We start from the raw sequence: 18739 nt of genomic DNA, 5'->3' as shown, positions 1-18739 counted from the left end.
AATAGAAACTGGCAAAAAAAGAGACATTCAGTGCTGACCGCTTTTGGCGCGGTTCTAGCAAATACGGGGTAAGGGTTCCGCGTGCGGCAGATCCAGCGTCCGCTTCACGCCATAAAGCCCGGCCAGGCGCACCCCTTTGCGCTCAACCACTTCACCAATCATCGCCGCCTCTTTTCCTGACGGATGAGCCCGCAGCTGTTCAAGAACGGCTTCCGCGGCCGAGCGTTCAACGCCAATCACCAGTTTGCCTTCGTTGGCAAAGTTGAGCGGGTCAAGGCCCAGCAGTTCGCAAAGCCCGCGAACGGCAGGCTTCACGGGCAGGCTGCGCTCGGTGAGTTCAATCCCGTACCCGCAGCTTGCTGCAAATTCGTGTGCCACGGCGTTCACGCCGCCTCGCGTCGCGTCCCGCAGGGCTTTCACGCCGGGCACGGCACGCAGCGTCTGGATCAGCGGGGTGAGCACCGCGCAGTCGCTGCGCAGTTCCCCGTCCAGCCCCAGACCTTCGCGCAGGTTAAGGATGGTCGCCCCGTGGCAGCCCAGCGTTCCGGTCACGATCAGCACGTCGCCCACGCTGAGCCGCTGCGCCGCCCAGTGAATATCGGCGGGAATCGCGCCCATGCCGGCGGTGTTGATAAATAGCTTGTCGGCCGCGCCGCGCTGCACCACTTTGGTATCGCCGGTGACGATAGCTATCCCCGCCTCGCGCGCGGTGTGCGCCATGCTGTTGACCACTGTCGTGAGCGTCTCCATCGGTAATCCCTCTTCGAGGATAAACCCGCAGGAGAGGTAGCGCGGAACGGCACCGCTGACCGCCACGTCGTTGGCCGTGCCGCAGACGGCGAGCTTGCCGATATCGCCGCCGGGGAAGAACAGCGGGTCAATCACATAGCTGTCGGTGGAGAACGCCAGCCTGTCGCCCTGCGCGGTGAGGGTGGCGAGGTCAATGCGCGCCTGGTCTTCCTGTTCGGCGAGCCAGGGGTTGTTGAAGGCTTCCATAAACAGCCGGTTAATCAGCTGCTGCATCGCCTGTCCGCCGCTGCCGTGCGCCATTTCAACCGTATTCATGCTTCACTCTCCTGGTTGCGATACTGATACCACGCGGCACACGCCCCTTCGGAGGAGACCATCAGCGCGCCAAACGCCGTTTGTGGGTTACAGGTATTGCCAAATAACGGGCATTGATGCGGTTTACATTTACCGGTGAGCACGTCGCCGCAGCGGGCCCGGGGATCGTCGCAAACCTGCTGCGGCTGCGGGCGGAAATGCGCTTCGGCGTCGAACGCGCGATAGGCTGACGTCAGGCGCACGCCGGATTCGGCAATCAGCCCCAGACCACGCCACTCGCTGTCGCCCTCAACGCTGAACACGTCGGCTATCGCCTGCTGCGCCCGTTCATTTCCCTCATCCGGCACCACGCGGCGGTACTGGTTTTCCACTGCACTCAGGGCCGCTATTTTCTGCTCAACCAGCATGGTGACACCTTGCAGTAGATCAAGTGGTTCGAAACCAGCGACCACTAACGGACGATTGTACTGTTCAGCGATAAAACCGTAGGCGTCTGTGCCAATCACCATGCTGACATGCCCCGGTGCCAGAAAGGCGTCAATGCCGTTTCCCGGCTCTTCCAGCAGGCTGCGCAGCGTGGGAATGAGCGTAATGTGCTGGCAGAAGAAGAAAAAATTCTCGACGCCGCGCGCTATCGCCTGCTGCAGCGTGATGGCGGTGGCGGGCATGGTGGTTTCAAACCCCAGGCCAAAAAACACCACCTTGCGCGCGGGGTTGTCCTCCGCCAGCGTCAGGGCATCCATCGGCGAATAGACGATCCGGATGTCGGCCCCGCGCGCTTTCGCCTGCAGCAGCGAGCCGTTTTTCCCCGGCACGCGCATCGCGTCGCCAAAGGTGCAGAAAATGACGTCGGGCTGGCTGGCAATTTCGATGCAGCTGTCGATGCGCCCCATCGGCAGCACGCACACCGGGCAGCCGGGGCCGTGGATAAACTCGATGTTCTCCGGCAGCAGCTGGTCGAGGCCAAATTTGAAGATGGCGTGCGTATGTCCGCCGCACACCTCCATGATCCGCAACGGGTTTTCCGCCGTGTAATCCAGCAGCGCCGCGCGCGTTTTCAGGTGCCCGATAAGCTGCAGCACCTGCTCCGGCGCGCGGTATTCATCAACGTAACGCATGGCTAACGCTCCTCGCCGTACAGCAGCGCGCCCACGTCAGGCTCCACGTCGAACATGTTTTGCAATGCATCCAGCGTGTCGCGGGCTTCCGTTTCGTTAATCACGCTCATGGCAAACCCCACGTGGACGAGCACCCACTGGCCGAGACGCGATGCGCCCGTTTCATCGCTGCTGCCCACCAGCGTCAGGTCCACGTCGCGCAGGATGCCGCAGACCTCCACTTTGGCCTGGTTCCCGTCAATGGAATGGATTTGTCCCGGTACGCCTATGCACATCTTTCACTCTCCAGCCAGTTAAGCCAGGCGTCCATGCCGTCACCGCGCGTAGCGGAGACCAGCAGGATCTCAATCTCCGGGTTTACTTCCCGGGCGCAGGACAGGCACTTATCCACGTCGAAGTTCAGGTACGGCAGCAGGTCAACTTTGTTCAGCAGCATGATGGACGCGGCGGCAAACATATGCGGGTACTTCAGCGGTTTGTCTTCGCCTTCGGTCACCGAAAGCACCGCCACCTTGTGCCGTTCGCCAAGATCGAAGCTCGCCGGGCAGACCAGGTTGCCGACGTTTTCAATAAACAGAATGCCGTTATCCGCCAGCGGCAGACGCGGGGCAGCGTCGGCAATCATCTGCGCATCCAGGTGGCAGCCTTTGCCGGTATTAACCTGAATCGCCGGGGTGCCGGTTTCGCGAATGCGCGCCGCGTCGTTAACGGTTTGCTGATCGCCTTCGATCACCGCGCAGGAGACGCGTCCGTTCAGGCGTTTGAGCGTTTCCGTTAACAGCGTGGTTTTGCCGGAGCCGGGGCTGGAGACCAGGTTCAGCACCAGCTGTTTGCGGGCGGCAAAGCGCGCGCGGTTGCGGGTGGCGATCTGGTTATTTTTGTCCAGCACGTTGATTTCCACCTCCAGCATCCGGCGCTGGCTGATGCCCGGCGCGTGGGTACCCGCTTCGCCGTGGCCGTAGTGCAGGTCGCCAGCGTCGGAGCGTTGCGGGGCGAAGGTGATACCGGTCAGCGCCGCAGCAGGTCGCGGGGCAGGCGAAAAGGGCGCGGAGCGAAACGCGGAATGGGGACGGTGTTCATCCCCTTCTATATACAGGTTGCCTTCGGCGCAACCGCAGGTGCTACACATACTTTACTCCTTCTCGATTTCGAGGCGTTGGATCTGCATGCCGTCGTCCGCCACGATGCGAAGACCGGTGCTCTGACACTGCGGACAGCGCTGAACCTTTGATGACAGCAGGGTGACGTACTGCTGGCACTGCTCGCACCAGCACTCCGCCTGCTGCTCTTCGATATGGAGCTCGCAGCCTTCCGCCAGCGTGCCGCGACACACCATCTCAAAACAGAAATTCAGGGCGCTGGTCTCGACGCAGGAAAACGCCCCGACCTTCAGCCAGACGCCGGTGACGCGCTTCGCGTGGTTTTGCACTGCCTGCTGTTCGATAAGTTCCAGAGCCCGCTGGCAGAGGGTGATTTCGTGCATGACGCCTCCTCAATGAATTGCGCCATACAATGCAATAACGGTGCCAGCTTGATTTTTGTTAAGGAGTGACGATGTCAACGCTGTCGAAATGACACGTCGACACCGCGGCGTTGACAGCGGTTTTGTAATTAAACCTATTTAAAATCAGTAAGATAAAAACTGGCATGGAATCTGCTTAACAGCCGCTATCTCCATTAACCGGATACCTTCTATGACTATTTGGGAAATCAGCGAAAAAGCGGATTACATCGCGCAGCGTCATCAGCAGCTGCAGGACCAGTGGCACCTTTACTGCAACTCTCTGGTTCAGGGCATAACCCTCTCGAAAGCGCGTCTTCACCACGCGATGAGCTGCGCGGCGCAGGGCGACATGCGCTTCGTCCTGTTCGGCCATTTCATCATCAACGTTACCCTGGCGGATAACTTCAACAGCCACACCATTGAGTACCACCTCGAGACAAAAGACGGGGAAAAACAGTGTATTGCGAAGGCGCAGCTGATGGCCGACGGCATGGTGGACGGCCACGTCAGCAACCGCGATCGCCAGCAGGTGCTGGAGCACTATCTGGAAAAAATCGCGCCGGTCTATAACGGCCTGTACGCCGCCGTTGAGCACGATCTCCCGGTCAACCTGAAGCAGCTGATGGATGGAAACGCCTCAGCGAACGTGGCCTGACTCCTGCGTGTCGAGAAGTGTCGACAAGACAGTTTTTCGTCAAAAATGACTATCACCAGAGGATAACCCGGTGAACCGTTTTGTAATTGCTGACTCGACGGTATGTATTGGCTGTCGAACCTGTGAGGCGGCGTGCTCGGAAACGCATCGCCTGCATGGGCTGCAGTCCATGCCGCGCCTGCACGTCATGCGTAATGAAAAAGAGTCTGCCCCGCAGCTCTGCCATCACTGTGAAGACGCCCCCTGCGCGGGCGTCTGCCCTGTGAATGCCATCACCCGCGTGGATGGCGCTGTCCAGCTGAACGAAAGCCTGTGCGTAAGCTGCAAGCTGTGCGGCATTGCCTGCCCGTTCGGTGCGATTGAATTTTCCGGCAGCCGTCCGCTGCATATTCCGGCGAACGCCATCTCGCCAAAAGCCCCGCCCGCGCCACCGGCTCCGGCACGCGTAAGTACGCTGCTGGACTGGGTGCCCGGCATCCGTGCCGTTGCGGTGAAATGCGACCTGTGCAGCTTCGATGAGCAGGGCCCGGCCTGCGTGCGCACCTGCCCGACTAAGGCGTTGATTCTGGTTAACATTCGCGACATTGCCCGTACCAGCAAGCGTAAACGCGAGCTGACCATCAACAGTGATTTTGGCGATCTTTCTCTGCTACAGGCGCTTAACGAGGGGGCGAAATGAACGCGGCGATGATGATTACCAGCGCGGTAGCCTGTTTTGCTGGCGCCGCTGTTCTGGCGCTGATCTTCTCATTCCATAAAACCCTGAGCGGCGCGATCGCCGGGCTCGGCGGGGCGGTCGCTAGCCTGATGACGCTGGCAGCAGGCGGCGTTGTCCTGCTCGGCGGCCAGTCCGCAGAGGCCGTGATGCCGCTGATTCGCCACACCGTTGAGATCACGCCCCTGAACGCCATCTGGCTGGTGACGTTTGGCCTGTGCGGGCTGTTTATCAGCCTGTTCAATATCGACTGGCACCGCCATCCGCACGCCAGGGCTAACGGCCTGCTGGTTAACCTGCTGATGGCGGCGGCGGTCTGCACCGTTATCGCCAGCAACCTCGGCGCGCTGGTGGTGATGGCGGAAATCATGGCGCTGTGCGGCGTGTTCCTGACGGGCTGCAGCGCCTCCGGCAAGCTGTGGTTTGCGCTGGGACGACTCGGAACGCTGCTGCTGACGCTGGCCTGCTGGCTGGTGTGGCAACGCTTTGGCACGCTGGACTTCGCTGCGCTCAACGGGCATCCGCTGGGGAACGACGTCTGGCTGCTGGGCACGCTCGGCTTTGGTCTGCTCGCTGGCATCATCCCGCTGCACGGCTGGGTGCCGCAGGCGCATGCGAATGCCTCCGCGCCCGCCGCCGCGCTGTTTTCTGTGGTGGTGATGAAAGTGGGTCTGTTCGGGATTCTGGCGATTACGCTGACCGGCGGACAACCGCCGCTGTGGTGGGGCGTCGTGCTGCTGGTCGCCGGAATGATTACCGCGTTCGTCGGCGGCCTGTACGCGCTGATGGAGCACAACATCCAGCGCCTGCTGGCGTACCACACCCTGGAAAACATCGGCATTATCCTGCTCGGAATGGGCGCGGGCGTGACCGGGCTGGCGCTCAACCAGCCGGCGCTGATTGCCGCCGGGTTTATCGGCGGTCTGTATCACCTCGTCAACCACAGCCTGTTTAAGAGCACCCTGTTCCTCGGGGCGGGCAGCGTCTGGTTCCGCACCGGTCATCGGGATATCGAAAAGCTGGGCGGGATTGGCAAAAAGATGCCGGTGATTTCACTGGCGATGCTGGTCGGGCTGATGGCTATGGCCGCGCTGCCGCCGCTGAACGGCTTTGCCGGGGAGTGGGTGATCTACCAGTCCTTCTTCGCGCTCGGCCAGAGCGACGCATTTATTGCACGCCTGCTCGGCCCGCTGCTGGCGGTCGGTCTGGCGATAACCGGGGCGCTGGCGGTGATGTGCATGGCGAAAGTCTACGGCGTGACCTTCCTCGGCGCGCCGCGCACCCGCGAAGCGGAAAACGCCTGCTGCGCACCGTTGTTGATGGGCGTGAGCGTGGTCGCGCTGGCGCTGTGCTGCATCGCGGGCGGCGTCGCCGCGCCGTGGCTGCTGCCGCTGCTGGGCAACGCCATTCCGCTGCCGCTGACCGTGGCGAATACCACCGTCTCTCAGCCCATGATCGCGCTGCTGCTGATCGGCGCACCGCTGCTGCCGCTCGTCCTGATGCTGTTCTTCAAACGCGACCGGCTCGCCTCCCGCTCGCGCGGTGCGGCGTGGGCCTGCGGCTACGAACACGAACAGTCGATGGTCATCACCGCCCACGGTTTCGCCATGCCGGTGAAGGAGAACTTCGCCGCCGTGCTGAAGCTGCGCCACTGGCTGAACCCGGTGGGCTGGGTACCCGGCTGGCAGAGTGCCGCCGCGCCCGCGCTGTTCCGCCGTCTGGCGGTCATCGAGCTGGCGGTGCTGGTGGTCATTGTGATTTCACGAGGAGCCTGACATGAGTCTGTTACTGGCAATTCTTCAGGCGCTGGTGCTGTTCGCCGCTGCGCCGCTGCTGTCGGGCATCACGCGCGTGGCGCGCGCCCGGATGCACAACCGTCGCGGGCCAGGGGTGCTCCAGGAGTACCGCGATCTCTTTAAACTGCTCTCCCGTCAGAGCGTCGCGCCGGATGCCGCAGGCTGGGTCTTCCGCCTGACGCCGTTTGTGATGGTGGGCGTGATGCTGACCATCGCCACCGCGCTGCCGGTGGTGACGGTGGCGTCACCGCAGCCCGTGCTTGGCGATCTGATTACGCTGATTTACCTCTTTGCCATCGCCCGCTTCTTCTTTGCGATTGCGGGCCTGGACACCGGGAGCCCGTTTACCGGCATCGGTGCCAGCCGCGAGGCGATGCTCGGCGTGCTGGTCGAGCCGATCCTGCTGCTGGGGCTGTGGGTCGCCGCGCAGGTCGCGGGCTCCACCCACATCAGCTTTATCACCCACACCGTTTACCACTGGCCGGTGTCCCGCTCGATCCCGCTGGTGCTGGCGCTGTGCGCCTGCGCGTTCGCGACGTTTATTGAGATGGGCAAACTGCCGTTCGATCTGGCGGAAGCCGAGCAGGAGCTGCAGGAAGGGCCGCTTACCGAGTACAGCGGTTACGGCTTCGCGGTGCTGAAGTGGGGCATCAGCCTCAAACAGCTGGTGGTGCTGCAGATGTTTGTCGGCGTCTTCTTCCCGTGGGGGCAGATGACGCACTTCTCCGCGGGCGGTCTGGTGCTGGCCGTCGTGGTTGCCGCCTTCAAGCTGCTGGTCGGCGTGCTGGTGATTGCCCTGTTTGAAAACAGCATGGCGCGCCTGCGTTTTGTGGAAACGTCGCGCATCACCTGGGCCGGTTTTGGTTTTGCATTTTTAGCGTTCGTCTCCTTGCTGGTGGCGTGATTAAAGAGAGTATTTATGTCTGAAGAAAAGAAAGGTCAGCAGTATCTCGCCGCGTTGCATCAGGCTTTCCCCGGCGTGGTGCTGGAGGAGTCCTGGCAAACCAAAGACCAGGTAACCGTCACCATTAAGGTGAACTATCTGCCGGAAGTGGTCGAGTTTCTGTACTACCAGCAGGGCGGCTGGCTGTCGGTGCTGTTCGGCAACGACGAGCGCCAGCTGTGCGGCAACTATGCGGTGTACTACGTGATGTCGATGGAGCAGGGCGAAAAGTGCTGGCTCACCGTGCGCGTCGAAGTCGACCCGAATAAGCCGGAATACCCGTCCGTCACGCCGCGCGTGCCCGCCGCCGTCTGGGGCGAGCGCGAAGTGCGCGACATGTACGGCCTGGTGCCGGTCGGCCTGCCGGACGAGCGCCGCCTGGTGCTGCCGGACGACTGGCCGGACGAGCTCTATCCGCTGCGCAAAGACAGCATGGACTACCGCCAGCGTCCGGCGCCGACCACCGACAGCGAAACCTACGAGTTTATCAACGAGCTCGGCAGCAAGAAGAACAACGTGGTGCCGATCGGCCCGCTGCACGTCACCTCCGACGAACCGGGCCACTTCCGCCTGTTCGTCGACGGCGAGAACATCATCGACGCCGACTACCGTCTGTTCTACGTCCACCGCGGCATGGAAAAGCTGGCGGAAACCCGCATGGGCTACAACGAAGTGACGTTCCTCTCTGACCGCGTGTGCGGCATCTGCGGCTTCGCCCACAGCACCGCCTACACCACCTCGGTGGAGAACGGCATGGGGATCGTAGTGCCGGAGCGCGCGCAGATGATCCGCGCCATTCTGCTGGAGGTGGAGCGCCTGCACTCGCACCTGCTGAACCTCGGCCTGGCCTGCCACTTCGTCGGCTTTGACTCCGGGTTTATGCAGTTCTTCCGCGTGCGTGAAGCGTCAATGAAGATGGCGGAGATCCTCACCGGGGCGCGTAAAACCTACGGCCTGAACCTGATCGGCGGGATCCGCCGCGACCTGCTGAAGGACGACATGATCCAGACCCGCCAGCTGGCGCAGCAGATGCGCCGCGACGTGCAGGAGCTGGTGGACATGCTGCTCAGCACGCCAAACATCGAGCAGCGCACCGTCGGCATCGGCCGCCTTGACCCGGAAATTGCCCGCGACTTCAGCAACGTCGGCCCGATGGTGCGCGCCAGCGGCCACGCCCGCGACACGCGTGCCGATCACCCGTTCGTCGGCTACGGCCTGCTGCCGATGACCGTGCACAGCGAGCAGGGCTGCGACGTCATCTCGCGCCTCAAGGTGCGTATTAACGAGGTGTTCACGGCCCTGAACATGATCGACTTCGGCCTCGATAACCTGCCGGGCGGCCCGCTGATGGTGGAAGGCTTCACCTACATTCCGAACCGCTTTGCCCTCGGCTTTGCCGAAGCGCCGCGCGGGGACGATATCCACTGGAGCATGACCGGCGACAACCAGAAGCTTTACCGCTGGCGCTGCCGCGCGGCCACCTACGCCAACTGGCCAACCCTGCGCTACATGCTGCGCGGCAACACGGTTTCCGACGCGCCGCTGATCATCGGCAGTCTGGACCCGTGCTACTCCTGCACCGACCGCATGACCGTGGTCGACGTGCGCAAGAAGAAAAGCCAGGTGGTGCCGTACAAAGAGCTTGAGCGCTACAGCATCGAGCGTAAAAACTCGCCGCTGAAATAAGGACTCGCCATGTTTACCTTTATCAAAAAAGTAATCAAAACGGGCACGCAGACCAGCAGCTATCCGCTGGAGCCGATGCCGGTGGATAAAAACTTTCGCGGCAAGCCGGAGCACAACCCGCAGCAGTGCATCGGCTGCGCGGCCTGCGTGAATGCCTGTCCGTCTAACGCCTTAACGGTCGAAACGGATCTCAAAACCGGCGAGCTGGCGTGGCAGTTTAACCTCGGGCGCTGCATCTTCTGCGGCCGCTGCGAGGAGGTCTGCCCTACGGTCGCCATTCGTCTGTCGCAGGAGTACGAGCTGGCGGTGTGGAAGAAAGAGGATTTTCTGCAGCAGTCGCGCTTTGACCTGTGCAGCTGCCGCGTCTGCAGGCGCCCGTTCGCCGTGCAAAAAGAGATCGACTACGCCATCGCGCTGCTGCAGCACAACGGTGACGCCCGCGCGGAGCACCACCGCGAAAGCTTTGAAACCTGCCCGGAGTGCAAGCGTCAGAAGTGCCTGCTGCCGTCCGACCGTATTGATATCACCCGCCATATGAGAGAGGCCAGCTGATGGAAAATTTACTCGGCCCGCGCGACGCTAACGGCATTCCGGTGCCGATGACGGTGGAGGAGTCCATCGCCAGCATGAAGGCGTCGCTGCTGAAAAAAATCAAACGCTCGGCCTACGTCTACCGCGTGGACTGCGGTGGCTGCAACGGCTGCGAGATCGAGATCTTCGCTACGCTGTCGCCGCTGTTTGACGCCGAGCGCTTCGGCATCAAGGTGGTGCCGTCCCCGCGTCATGCGGACATTCTGCTGTTTACCGGGGCCGTCACCCGCGCCATGCGCTCGCCCGCGCTGCGCGCCTGGCAGTCCGCGCCGGACCCGAAAATCTGCATCTCGTACGGGGCCTGCGGCAACAGCGGCGGTATCTTCCACGATCTTTACTGCGTCTGGGGGGGCACCGACAAAATCGTGCCGGTGGACGTCTACATTCCGGGCTGCCCGCCAACGCCTGCCGCGACGCTGTACGGCTTCGCGATGGCGCTTGGCCTACTGGAGCAGAAAATCCACGCGCGCCAGCCGGGCGAGCTGGACAACCGGCCCGCGACCATCCTGCACCCGGACATGGTGCAGCCGCTGCGGGTGAAGATTGACCGCACGGCGCGCAGGCTGGCGGGCTACCGCTACGGGCGTCAGATTGCCGACGATTATCTGCGCCTGCTGAGCCAGGGCGACCATCAGGTGGCGCGCTGGCTGGAGGCGGAAAACGATCCGCGTCTCAATGAGATCGTGGCGAACCTGAACAGCATCGTGGATGAGGCGCGTATCCGATGAGTGAAACGGTGGTGTTCAGCCAGCTGAGCCGTAAGTTTATTGATGAGAACGATGCCACGCCCGACGCGGCGCAGCAGGTGGTCTATTACAGCCTGGCGATTGGGCACCACCTCGGGGTAATCGACTGCCTGGAGGCGGCATTAAGCTGTCCGTGGCCCGAGTACCTGGCCTGGATCGCCACGCTGGAGGAGGGCAGCACGGCGCGGCGCAAGATGGAGGGCGTGCCGAAGTACGGCGAGATCGTCATCGACGCCAACCACATTGCGATGCTCGCCAACGCCTTTGACGCGGTGCTCGGCAGGCAAACCCCCGAGCAGCAGGCGTGGAGCAAAACGCTGCTTAGCATGCTGCACGATATTCACCAGGAGAGCGCCATCTACCTGATGGTGAGGAGATTACGTGACTGACGTTTTACTGTGTGTCGGCAACAGCATGATGGGCGACGACGGCGCGGGCCCGCTGCTGGCAGAGATGTGCGCCGCGAATCCGCAGGGCAGTTGGGTGGTGATTGACGGCGGCAGCGCGCCGGAAAACGACGTGGTCGCCATCCGCGAACTGCGCCCGGAGAGGCTATTAATCGTCGATGCCACCGATATGGGGCTCAACCCCGGTGAGATCCGCCTGATTGACCCGGACGATATCGCCGAGATGTTTATGATGACCACCCACAATATGCCGCTGAACTACCTGGTCGATCAGATTAAAGACGACGTGGGCGAGGTGCTGTTTTTGGGAATTCAGCCGGATATCGTTGGGTTTTATTACCCGATGACGCCGCCGGTGAAGGAGGCGGTGGTACGGGTCTATTCACGGCTTGCGGAGTGGGTTGGGGGCGGCGGTTTTTCTCAGTTCTGAGCAGTGCCAAACCCCTCTCCCTCTCCCTGTGGGAGAGGGCTGGGGTGAGGGCAACAGGCTACTCCAGATCCGCCCCGTTACTCGCAATCACCTTCTTATACCACCAGAACGATTTCTTGCGTTTTCTGTCCAGCGTGCCGTTTCCGGCGTCGTCGCGGTCAACGTACACAAACCCGTAGCGCTTGCTCATCTCGCCCGTTGAGGCGGCCACCAGGTCGATGCAGCCCCAGGTGGTGTAACCCATCAGCGGCACGCCGTCCTCGATCGCGTCGCCCATCGCGCGGATGTGCTCGCGCAGGTAGCTGATGCGGTAGTCGTCGTTGATCTCGCCGTTTTCATCAATAACGTCTTTCGCCCCGAGGCCGTTCTCCACCAGGAACAGCGGCTTCTGGTAGCGGTCGTACATCATGTTCATGGTGATGCGCAGGCCGAGCGGGTCGATGCCCCAGCCCCATTCGCTCACCTGAATATGCGGGTTACGCAGGGACTTCACGATGTTCGCCGCGCTGGTGTTGCCCGCGTTCATATCCGCCGACGCGCAGCGCGAGGCGTAATAGCTGAACGAAACAAAGTCGACGGTGTTTTTTAACAGCTCGTCGTCGCCGGGATCTTTCACAATCACCACGCCTTTCTCGCGGAACACGCGGGCTGAGTAGGCCGGATAGCTGCCGCGCGCCTGCACGTCGATAAAGAACAGATTTTCGCGGTCTTTCTCCAGCGCCATCCACACGTCTTCCGGCTTGCAGGAGTACGGATAGAAATTGCCGCCCGCCAGCATGCAGCCGACCTGGTTTTCCGGGTTCACCTCGTGGGCGATTTTGGTCGCCAGCGCGCTCGCCACCAGCTCGTGGTGCGCGGCCTGGTATTTCACCTGGTCTTCGTTTTCACCTTCCTCAAACACCAGCCCCGCGCCGGAGAACGGGCTGTGCAGCATGATGTTGATTTCGTTGAAGGTCAGCCAGTATTTCACCAGCCCGTTAAATTCTTCAAAGCAGGTGCGGGCGTAGCGGGCGAAGAAATCGACCATCTTACGGTTGCGCCAGGAGCCGTATTCCGTCACCAGGTGCATCGGCACGTCGAAGTGGCAGAGCGTCACCAGCGGCTCGATGTTGTACTTTTTGCACTCCTCGAACACCGCGCGATAGAAGGCAATACCCTCTTTGTTCGGCAGCGGCTCGTCGCCGTTCGGGTAGAGGCGGCTCCAGGCAATGGAGGTGCGGAACACCGTAAAGCCCATCTCCGCCATCAGGGCGATGTCCTCTTTATAGCGATGGTAAAAATCAATTGCTTTGTGGCTCGGGTAGAACTCGTCGTCACGCAGCGAGAAACGCTTTTCCTTACCGATCTTCACCGCCAGGCGATTCGCGCCGTGGGGGATCATATCGACCGTCGTCAGTCCTTTGCCGCCTTCACGGTAAGCACCTTCACTCTGGTTGGCTGCAAGCGCGCCGCCCCATAAAAATCCTTGTGGAAAAACAGACATTCTTACCTCGCTTTCAATTTATGCTTTTGCTGCGTTGTTCTGTACCGGTGCGGTCTGCAGGGCGCGCGCTTTTTCAGCCTCGTCTTCGACCGGGATATCCTCAAACCCTAAAAGCAGGGTCAGAACAAACGACAGCACCACTGCCAGCCCCATCACGCCGAACACCCAGACGATGGTCATCGGGTTGGCCGGGTCAAAGAACTGCACGCTGGTGAACAGCCCCGGTGCCGCCATCGAATGGCTGGCAAGTCCGGCCATGCCGGCGACCGCGCCGCAGATAAAACCGCTGATCAGGCTCGCAATCAGCGGACGTTTCAGACGCACCGCCACGCCGTACAGGGCCGGTTCAGAGATCCCCGCCATAATGGCGGAGGCTGCCGCCGCCAGCGCCGTCTGGCGCAGCTCCGGGTTTTTGGTTTTCCACGCCACCGCCAGCGACGAGCCGCCTAGCGACAGGTTGGCGCCGATTTCCGACGGCATCACCATCCCTTCCTTGCCCGTTTCGGCAATGGTCTGAATGATGGTCGGCGTAAACACGCGATGCATCCCGGTCATCACCAGCAGCGGCCAGAGCGCGCCCATGATGGCGACGGAGAGCCAGCCCAGGTAGCCATGAATGGTGTAGACCAGCGCGGAGATGGCGCTACCGATCCAGATCCCCAGCGGCCCAATCAGCACGATGGCGAGCGGGGCGGCAATCAGCACGATCAGCATCGGCTTTAGGAAGTTTTTCGTCACCGCCGGGGTAATGCGATCCACCCAGCGTTCGATATACGACAGGCACCAGGTCATCACCAGCGCCGGGATGACGGTATAGGTGTATTTCACCGCCGTCACCGGAATAAAGGCGAACTCAACGTGTTCGCCCTGCGCGGCTTTCGCCATCAGCTCGATAAAGCTCGGGTGCACCAGCACGCCCGCGATGGCGATGGCCAGCGACATGTTGGTTTTGAATTTCACCGCCGCCGAGGCCGCCACCATCAGCGGCAGGAAGAAGAAGGCGCCGTCGCCGATGACGGTCAGAATAGTGAGCGTCGGCGCGCCTTTTGGCAGCACGCCGGTCATCTCGAGGATCATCGCCAGCAGCTTGACCATCGAGCCGCCGATGATCGCCGGGATCAGCGGGGACATGGTGCCGATCAGCGCGTCGAGGATCCCGGCGCCAATGCGGCGTAAGGTCATCTTCTGCGGACCTTCCGGCACTGCGGGCTGCAGGTCCGTGGGCAGCAGGCCCACCACTTCGCGGTACGCCTGTGAAACCGTGTTGCCAATAATGACCTGGCACTGGTTGTCGTTGCGTACCACGCCGAGCACGCCGCTGATGCTTTTCAGGCGCGCTGCGTCGGTCAGGCTTTCGTCTTTCAGTACGAAACGCAGACGCGTCATGCAGTGGGTGACGGCGACGATGTTCTCTTTGCCGCCCAGCGCGCTGATAACGTCGTTCGCCAGCGCAGCGTAATTTTTGGCCATCGGATGTGATCCTGTTATTGTTGTGAGATATGTAGGAAACCGGTTCCACATAATCATCATGAGTTTCTGTGAATGAAACAAGATCGCTTTTTGACCATTTTTTCGTTTCGTGATGCAGATCGCAATGGGGTATCGAAAGCGTGATTTCACCGCTGCGACAATTTTTTTGCAGTGCAGTACACTGCGCTCCATCAGATTCACACGGAATAATAATATGACCACGATGCTTGAAGTGGCGAAGCGGGCAGGCGTTTCGAAAGCCACGGTGTCCCGGGTGCTGTCGGGAAATGGCTACGTCAGCCAGGAGACCAAAGACCGGGTGTTTCAGGCCATTGAAGAGAGCGGCTATCGCCCGAATTTACTGGCGCGAAACCTGGCGACCAAACGTACCCAAACGCTGGGGCTGGTGGTGACTAACACCCTCTATCACGGCGTCTACTTTAGCGAACTCCTGTTTCACGCCGCGCGCATGACGGAAGAAAAGGGGCGGCAGCTGATCCTCGCGGACGGCAAGCACAGCGCGGATGAAGAGCGCGAGGCGATCCAGTACCTGCTCGATATGCGCTGCGACGCGGTGATTATCTATCCGCGTTTCCTGAGCGTGGAAGAGATGGATGAGATCGTCGAGAAGTGCGAGCAGCCCATAATGGTGCTCAACCGCCGCCTGCGGAAAAACAGCAGCCACTGCGTCTGGTCAGATCATAAAGCCTCCAGCCAGGAGGCGGTGTCGCAGCTGATTGCGAAAGGGCACCGGGAGATCGCGTTTATCACCGGCTCGCTGGATTCTCCCACCGGGGTTGAGCGTCTCTCCGGCTACAAGGACGCGCTGGCGCAGCACGGTATTCCGCTGCGCGAAGGGCTGATTGCGCAGGGGAAGTGGAACCCCGCCAGCGGCGCGGCGGCGGTTGCCGAACTGCTTGCTCGCGGTGAACGGTTTACGGCGCTGGTGGCGAGTAATGACGACATGGCGATCGGCGCCATGAAGCAGCTGCACGACAGCGGCGTGGCCGCACCGAACGCGGTGTCGGTGATCGGTTTCGACGACGTGGCCATCGCGCCCTACATGGTGCCGTCGCTTTCCAGCGTGCGTATTCCGGTGACGGAGATGATCAAAGAGACCATCAGCCGACTGATCTTCATGCTCGACGGCGGTGAGTTTAAGTATCAGCAAACCTTTTCCGGCGAGCTGGTGCTGCGCGACTCGGTTATTGACGGCCCGCACCGCTGATGTCGACAGCTGTCATCGTCATAAGTGACGATGACAGCGCCGCCGTAATTTTTAAATTCATATAAAATCAATAAGTTAATTATTGGCACGGTTTGTGAATATCTCCGCGCATAACTGTAATGCTGGAGAAGCAGATGAACCGTTTTATTATGGCCGATGCCAGTAAGTGTATTGGTTGCCGTACCTGTGAAGTGGCGTGCGTGGTTTCCCATCAGGCGGAGCAGGACTGTGCGTCGCTCACCCCTGACACCTTTTTGCCGCGTATCCACGTCATCAAAGGCGTGAATATTTCCACCGCCGCCATCTGTCGCCAGTGCGAAGACGCACCGTGCGCGAACGTCTGCCCGAACGGGGCGATTAAACGCGAGAAAGGCTTTGTGCACGTCATGCAGGAGCGCTGCATTGGCTGCAAAACCTGCGTGGTCGCCTGCCCGTACGGCGCGATGGAGGTGGTTGTTCGTCCGGTGGTACGCAACAGCGGCATGGGGCTGAGCGTACGTGCGGAGAAAGCCGAAGCCAACAAATGCGATCTTTGCTATCACCGCGACGCCGGTCCGGCCTGCATGGAAGCCTGCCCGACGCACGCGCTGGTCTGCGTGGATCGCGACAAGCTTGAGCAGATGAGCGCCGAAAAGCGCCGTCGCGCTGCATTCGACACGTCGTCATCGCTGCTGTTCTGAACCCTATGTGCAGCAACGGCGTACAGCTGCGCGTGCGCGGCAAGGTGCAGGGCGTGGGGTTTCGTCCCTTCGTCTGGCAGCTGGCGCAGGCGCTTCAGTTGACCGGTGACGTCTGCAATGATGGAGAGGGCGTGCTGGTGCGCCTCGCGGGTAATGGGGGGGCCTTTACCGCGAGGCTGCATCAGGACTGCCCACCGCTGGCACGCATTGACCACGTTGAAACGCAGCCGTTTACCTGGGCGCAGGTGCCGGAGGACTTTACCATCCGCCACAGCGCGGGCGGGGCGATGGACACCCAGATTGTTCCCGACGCCGCGACCTGTCCGGCGTGCCTGGCTGAAATGCGCGACCCTGCCGAGCGCCGCTATCGCTATCCGTTCATCAACTGCACGCACTGCGGGCCGCGGTTTACCATTATCAGCGCGATGCCCTATGACCGTCCGGCCACGTCAATGGCCGCATTTCCCCTCTGCGTGCCTTGTGAGACGGAATACCGTAACCCAGCCGATCGACGTTTTCACGCCCAGCCGGTAGCCTGCCCGGACTGCGGGCCAGCGCTGGAATGGCGTGCGGGCGACATCACCGCTGCCCGTGAGGCTGCGCTGAGCGCGGCGGTGGCGATGCTGAAAAGCGGCGGCATAGTCGCGGTCAAAGGGCTGGGCGGTTTTCATCTCGTCTGCGACGCGCGTAATCCGCAGGCGGTCGCGACGCTTCGGACCCGCAAGCAGCGTCCCGCGAAGCCGCTGGCGGTGATGATCCCAAACGCGGACGGCGTGCCGGAGGCGATCCAGACGCTTTTATGCTCCTCCGCAGCGCCGATTGTGCTGACCCCAAAAGCCTCGCTTCCCGGGTTTCCCGAAGGGATTGCACCCGGGCTCGATTGTATTGGCATCATGCTTCCCGCTAACCCGCTGCAACACCTTCTGATGATGGACTGCCAGCGCCCGCTGGTGATGACTTCCGGTAACCTCAGCGGCAGACCGCCTGCCATGACCAACCAGCAGGCGCTGGATGAACTAGGCGACATTGCGGACGGCTTCCTGCTGCACAACCGCGATATCCTGCAACGAATGGACGATTCGGTGACGGATCGGGACGGCGCGATGCTTCGCCGCGCGCGCGGTTTTGTGCCGGATGCCGTCACGTTGCCTGCGGGTTTTGAGAATATCCCCGCCATGCTATGCACCGGCGCGGAGATGAAAAACACCTTCTGCCTGGTGCGCGGTAGCCAGGCGGTGCTGAGCCAGCATTTTGGCGATCTCGGTGACGAGGGCGTCGAAGCGCAGTGGAGCGGCGCGCTATCGCTGATGCAGGACATCTACGCCTTCCAGCCTGAGCGCGTGGTGTGTGACGCCCATCCGGGCTATCACACACAACGGTGGGCGCAGGCGCAGGGGCTGCCGGTCGAAACCGTACTGCACCATCACGCCCACGCGGCGGCGTGCCTGGCTGAGAACGGCTGGCCGCTCGACGGCGGAGACGCGATTGCCCTGACGCTGGACGGGATCGGCATGGGCGAGAACGGCGCGCTGTGGGGCGGGGAGTGCCTGCGGGTGAGCTATCTCGCGTGCGAGCGTCTGGGCGGGCTGCCTGCCGTTGCGCTGCCGGGGGGCGATCTGGCGGCGCGGCAGCCGTGGCGCAATCTGCTCGCCCACTTCCTGGCGTTTGTCCCTGACTGGCAGCACTACCCGGAAACGCGCGCGGTTCAGCGTGAAAACTGGCCGCTGCTGGCAACGGCGATCCGGCGCGGCATCAACGCGCCGCAGGCCTCGTCCTGTGGTCGCCTGTTTGATGCGGTCGCCTGCGCGCTGGGTATTGAAACCCAATCCTGGGAAGGCGAAGCGGCCTGCCGGCTGGAAGCGCTGGCGGCGCAGTGCGCGGGCGTCGACCATCCGGTGACGTTGTCTGTCGACAACCTTGCGCTTTTCTGGCGGCAGTGGCTGGCCTGGCAGGCTGAGCCCTGCGAGCGCGCGTGGGCGTTTCACGACGCGCTGGCAAAAGGGCTGGCGGAACTCGCCGCGCGCCATGCCCGACGCCTGTCGCTGTCGACAATCTGTCTTAGCGGCGGCGTGCTGCACAACCGTCTGCTGCGCGCGCGCCTGCGTCATTATCTTTCTGACTTTACGCTTCTTTTTCCTTCGCGCCTGCCCGCAGGTGACGGAGCGATCTCCTTCGGGCAGGCGGCGATCGCCGCTGCCCGGTCATGTTCACAAAGGACTTAA

General features: G+C 61.8%; 19 protein-coding genes. 12 read left to right on the top strand and 7 right to left on the bottom strand.

The features are described from left to right. Nucleotides 1-54: 54 nt before the first annotated feature. Genes hypE through hypA form a run of 5 tightly spaced genes read right to left on the bottom strand, consistent with a single transcriptional unit; the run spans nucleotide 55 to nucleotide 3666 of the window. Entirely contained in the window at nucleotides 55-1065 is a 1011-nt protein-coding gene (gene hypE, locus ACMGGX_RS05195) for a hydrogenase expression/formation protein HypE (protein ID WP_181593758.1), read from the bottom strand. Beyond that, on the bottom strand, nucleotides 1062-2183 hold the full coding sequence (gene hypD, locus ACMGGX_RS05190; RefSeq protein WP_181593757.1) for a hydrogenase formation protein HypD: 1122 nt from the start codon (nucleotides 2181-2183) through the stop codon (nucleotides 1062-1064). The genes hypE and hypD overlap by 4 nt, the downstream gene beginning before the upstream one ends. A gap of 2 nt (nucleotides 2184-2185) precedes the next feature. After that, a complete protein-coding gene (locus ACMGGX_RS05185; RefSeq protein ID WP_223536134.1) occupies nucleotides 2186-2458 on the bottom strand; it encodes a HypC/HybG/HupF family hydrogenase formation chaperone in 273 nt (90 codons plus the stop codon). Further along, the gene (gene hypB, locus ACMGGX_RS05180; protein WP_262770570.1) at nucleotides 2449-3312 is read right to left on the bottom strand and encodes a hydrogenase nickel incorporation protein HypB; all 864 of its coding nucleotides are present in this window, start codon (nucleotides 3310-3312) and stop codon (nucleotides 2449-2451) included. Before hypB ends, ACMGGX_RS05185 begins: the two co-directional genes overlap by 10 nt. Before the next feature lie 3 nt (nucleotides 3313-3315). Beyond that, entirely contained in the window at nucleotides 3316-3666 is a 351-nt protein-coding gene (hypA, locus tag ACMGGX_RS05175) for a hydrogenase maturation nickel metallochaperone HypA (protein WP_420298131.1), read from the bottom strand. Between the two features lie 211 nt (nucleotides 3667-3877). Between hypA and hycA the strand changes: the two genes are divergently transcribed. From hycA to hycI, 9 genes are all read left to right on the top strand, one after another. Then, nucleotides 3878-4342, top strand: a complete 465-nt coding sequence (gene hycA, locus ACMGGX_RS05170) for a formate hydrogenlyase regulator HycA (RefSeq protein WP_023333209.1) — start codon at nucleotides 3878-3880, stop codon at nucleotides 4340-4342. Between the two features lie 70 nt (nucleotides 4343-4412). Continuing rightward, on the top strand, nucleotides 4413-5021 hold the full coding sequence (locus ACMGGX_RS05165; protein ID WP_420298130.1) for a 4Fe-4S dicluster domain-containing protein: 609 nt from the start codon (nucleotides 4413-4415) through the stop codon (nucleotides 5019-5021). Next, nucleotides 5018-6832 (top strand): formate hydrogenlyase subunit 3, encoded by a 1815-nt coding sequence (gene hycC, locus ACMGGX_RS05160; protein ID WP_420298129.1) that lies wholly within the window; start codon nucleotides 5018-5020, stop codon nucleotides 6830-6832. Before ACMGGX_RS05165 ends, hycC begins: the two co-directional genes overlap by 4 nt. 1 nt (nucleotide 6833) lies before the next feature. Then, nucleotides 6834-7757: a respiratory chain complex I subunit 1 family protein gene (locus tag ACMGGX_RS05155; protein ID WP_420298128.1), complete on the top strand. Its 924-nt coding sequence runs from the start codon at nucleotides 6834-6836 to the stop codon at nucleotides 7755-7757. Nucleotides 7758-7772: 15 nt separating this feature from the next. Beyond that, the gene (gene hycE, locus ACMGGX_RS05150; RefSeq protein ID WP_047353825.1) at nucleotides 7773-9482 is read left to right on the top strand and encodes a formate hydrogenlyase subunit HycE; all 1710 of its coding nucleotides are present in this window, start codon (nucleotides 7773-7775) and stop codon (nucleotides 9480-9482) included. Between the two features lie 9 nt (nucleotides 9483-9491). Beyond that, the gene (locus tag ACMGGX_RS05145; protein WP_023308967.1) at nucleotides 9492-10034 is read left to right on the top strand and encodes a formate hydrogenlyase complex iron-sulfur subunit; all 543 of its coding nucleotides are present in this window, start codon (nucleotides 9492-9494) and stop codon (nucleotides 10032-10034) included. After that, the gene (locus ACMGGX_RS05140; protein ID WP_420298127.1) at nucleotides 10034-10801 is read left to right on the top strand and encodes an NADH-quinone oxidoreductase subunit B family protein; all 768 of its coding nucleotides are present in this window, start codon (nucleotides 10034-10036) and stop codon (nucleotides 10799-10801) included. Before ACMGGX_RS05145 ends, ACMGGX_RS05140 begins: the two co-directional genes overlap by 1 nt. Continuing rightward, complete coding sequence (locus tag ACMGGX_RS05135) at nucleotides 10798-11208, top strand: formate hydrogenlyase maturation HycH family protein (protein ID WP_420298126.1); 411 nt, start codon at nucleotides 10798-10800, stop codon at nucleotides 11206-11208. Before ACMGGX_RS05140 ends, ACMGGX_RS05135 begins: the two co-directional genes overlap by 4 nt. After that, nucleotides 11201-11656 carry a hydrogenase maturation peptidase HycI gene (gene hycI, locus ACMGGX_RS05130; RefSeq protein WP_420298125.1) on the top strand — a complete coding sequence of 152 codons (456 nt, stop codon included), beginning with the start codon at nucleotides 11201-11203 and terminating at the stop codon, nucleotides 11654-11656. Before ACMGGX_RS05135 ends, hycI begins: the two co-directional genes overlap by 8 nt. 58 nt (nucleotides 11657-11714) lie before the next feature. Here hycI and ACMGGX_RS05125 read toward each other — a convergent pair whose 3' ends face one another. Then, entirely contained in the window at nucleotides 11715-13139 is a 1425-nt protein-coding gene (locus ACMGGX_RS05125) for a 6-phospho-beta-glucosidase (protein WP_420298124.1), read from the bottom strand. A gap of 18 nt (nucleotides 13140-13157) precedes the next feature. Beyond that, on the bottom strand, nucleotides 13158-14609 hold the full coding sequence (gene ascF, locus ACMGGX_RS05120) for a PTS cellobiose/arbutin/salicin transporter subunit IIBC (RefSeq protein ID WP_181593745.1): 1452 nt from the start codon (nucleotides 14607-14609) through the stop codon (nucleotides 13158-13160). Nucleotides 14610-14823: 214 nt separating this feature from the next. Here ascF and ACMGGX_RS05115 point away from each other — a divergent pair, with 214 nt between their 5' ends. From ACMGGX_RS05115 to hypF, 3 genes are all read left to right on the top strand, one after another. After that, nucleotides 14824-15837 carry a LacI family DNA-binding transcriptional regulator gene (locus ACMGGX_RS05115; protein ID WP_181593744.1) on the top strand — a complete coding sequence of 338 codons (1014 nt, stop codon included), beginning with the start codon at nucleotides 14824-14826 and terminating at the stop codon, nucleotides 15835-15837. Nucleotides 15838-15971: 134 nt separating this feature from the next. After that, entirely contained in the window at nucleotides 15972-16517 is a 546-nt protein-coding gene (gene hydN / locus ACMGGX_RS05110) for an electron transport protein HydN (RefSeq protein ID WP_023308960.1), read from the top strand. Nucleotides 16518-16522: 5 nt separating this feature from the next. Then, a complete protein-coding gene (gene hypF / locus ACMGGX_RS05105; protein ID WP_420298123.1) occupies nucleotides 16523-18739 on the top strand; it encodes a carbamoyltransferase HypF in 2217 nt (738 codons plus the stop codon).

Origin of the sequence: Enterobacter sp. BNK-29, from assembly GCF_048684785.1 — a bacterium.
Taxonomy (GTDB): domain Bacteria; phylum Pseudomonadota; class Gammaproteobacteria; order Enterobacterales; family Enterobacteriaceae; genus Enterobacter; species Enterobacter cloacae_M.
The sequence above is the reverse complement of the archived record's forward strand: the minus strand, read 5'-3'. Positions and strand labels throughout refer to the sequence as shown.

Bases quoted from the DNA above. Each gene is read 5' to 3' on its own strand.
- hypF (WP_420298123.1), top strand. From the start codon at position 16,523: ATGTGCAGCAACGGCGTACAGCTGCGCGTGCGCGGCAAGGTGCAGGGC.
- ACMGGX_RS05185 (WP_223536134.1), bottom strand. From the start codon at position 2,458: ATGTGCATAGGCGTACCGGGACAAATCCATTCCATTGACGGGAACCAG.
- hycE (WP_047353825.1), top strand. From the start codon at position 7,773: ATGTCTGAAGAAAAGAAAGGTCAGCAGTATCTCGCCGCGTTGCATCAG.
- ACMGGX_RS05145 (WP_023308967.1), top strand. From the start codon at position 9,492: ATGTTTACCTTTATCAAAAAAGTAATCAAAACGGGCACGCAGACCAGC.
- ACMGGX_RS05115 (WP_181593744.1), top strand. From the start codon at position 14,824: ATGACCACGATGCTTGAAGTGGCGAAGCGGGCAGGCGTTTCGAAAGCC.
- hypA (WP_420298131.1), bottom strand. From the start codon at position 3,666: ATGCACGAAATCACCCTCTGCCAGCGGGCTCTGGAACTTATCGAACAG.
- hycA (WP_023333209.1), top strand. From the start codon at position 3,878: ATGACTATTTGGGAAATCAGCGAAAAAGCGGATTACATCGCGCAGCGT.
- ACMGGX_RS05155 (WP_420298128.1), top strand. From the start codon at position 6,834: ATGAGTCTGTTACTGGCAATTCTTCAGGCGCTGGTGCTGTTCGCCGCT.
- ACMGGX_RS05140 (WP_420298127.1), top strand. From the start codon at position 10,034: ATGGAAAATTTACTCGGCCCGCGCGACGCTAACGGCATTCCGGTGCCG.
- hycC (WP_420298129.1), top strand. From the start codon at position 5,018: ATGAACGCGGCGATGATGATTACCAGCGCGGTAGCCTGTTTTGCTGGC.
- hypB (WP_262770570.1), bottom strand. From the start codon at position 3,312: ATGTGTAGCACCTGCGGTTGCGCCGAAGGCAACCTGTATATAGAAGGG.
- ACMGGX_RS05135 (WP_420298126.1), top strand. From the start codon at position 10,798: ATGAGTGAAACGGTGGTGTTCAGCCAGCTGAGCCGTAAGTTTATTGAT.
- hydN (WP_023308960.1), top strand. From the start codon at position 15,972: ATGAACCGTTTTATTATGGCCGATGCCAGTAAGTGTATTGGTTGCCGT.
- ascF (WP_181593745.1), bottom strand. From the start codon at position 14,609: ATGGCCAAAAATTACGCTGCGCTGGCGAACGACGTTATCAGCGCGCTG.
- ACMGGX_RS05125 (WP_420298124.1), bottom strand. From the start codon at position 13,139: ATGTCTGTTTTTCCACAAGGATTTTTATGGGGCGGCGCGCTTGCAGCC.
- hypE (WP_181593758.1), bottom strand. From the start codon at position 1,065: ATGAATACGGTTGAAATGGCGCACGGCAGCGGCGGACAGGCGATGCAG.
- hypD (WP_181593757.1), bottom strand. From the start codon at position 2,183: ATGCGTTACGTTGATGAATACCGCGCGCCGGAGCAGGTGCTGCAGCTT.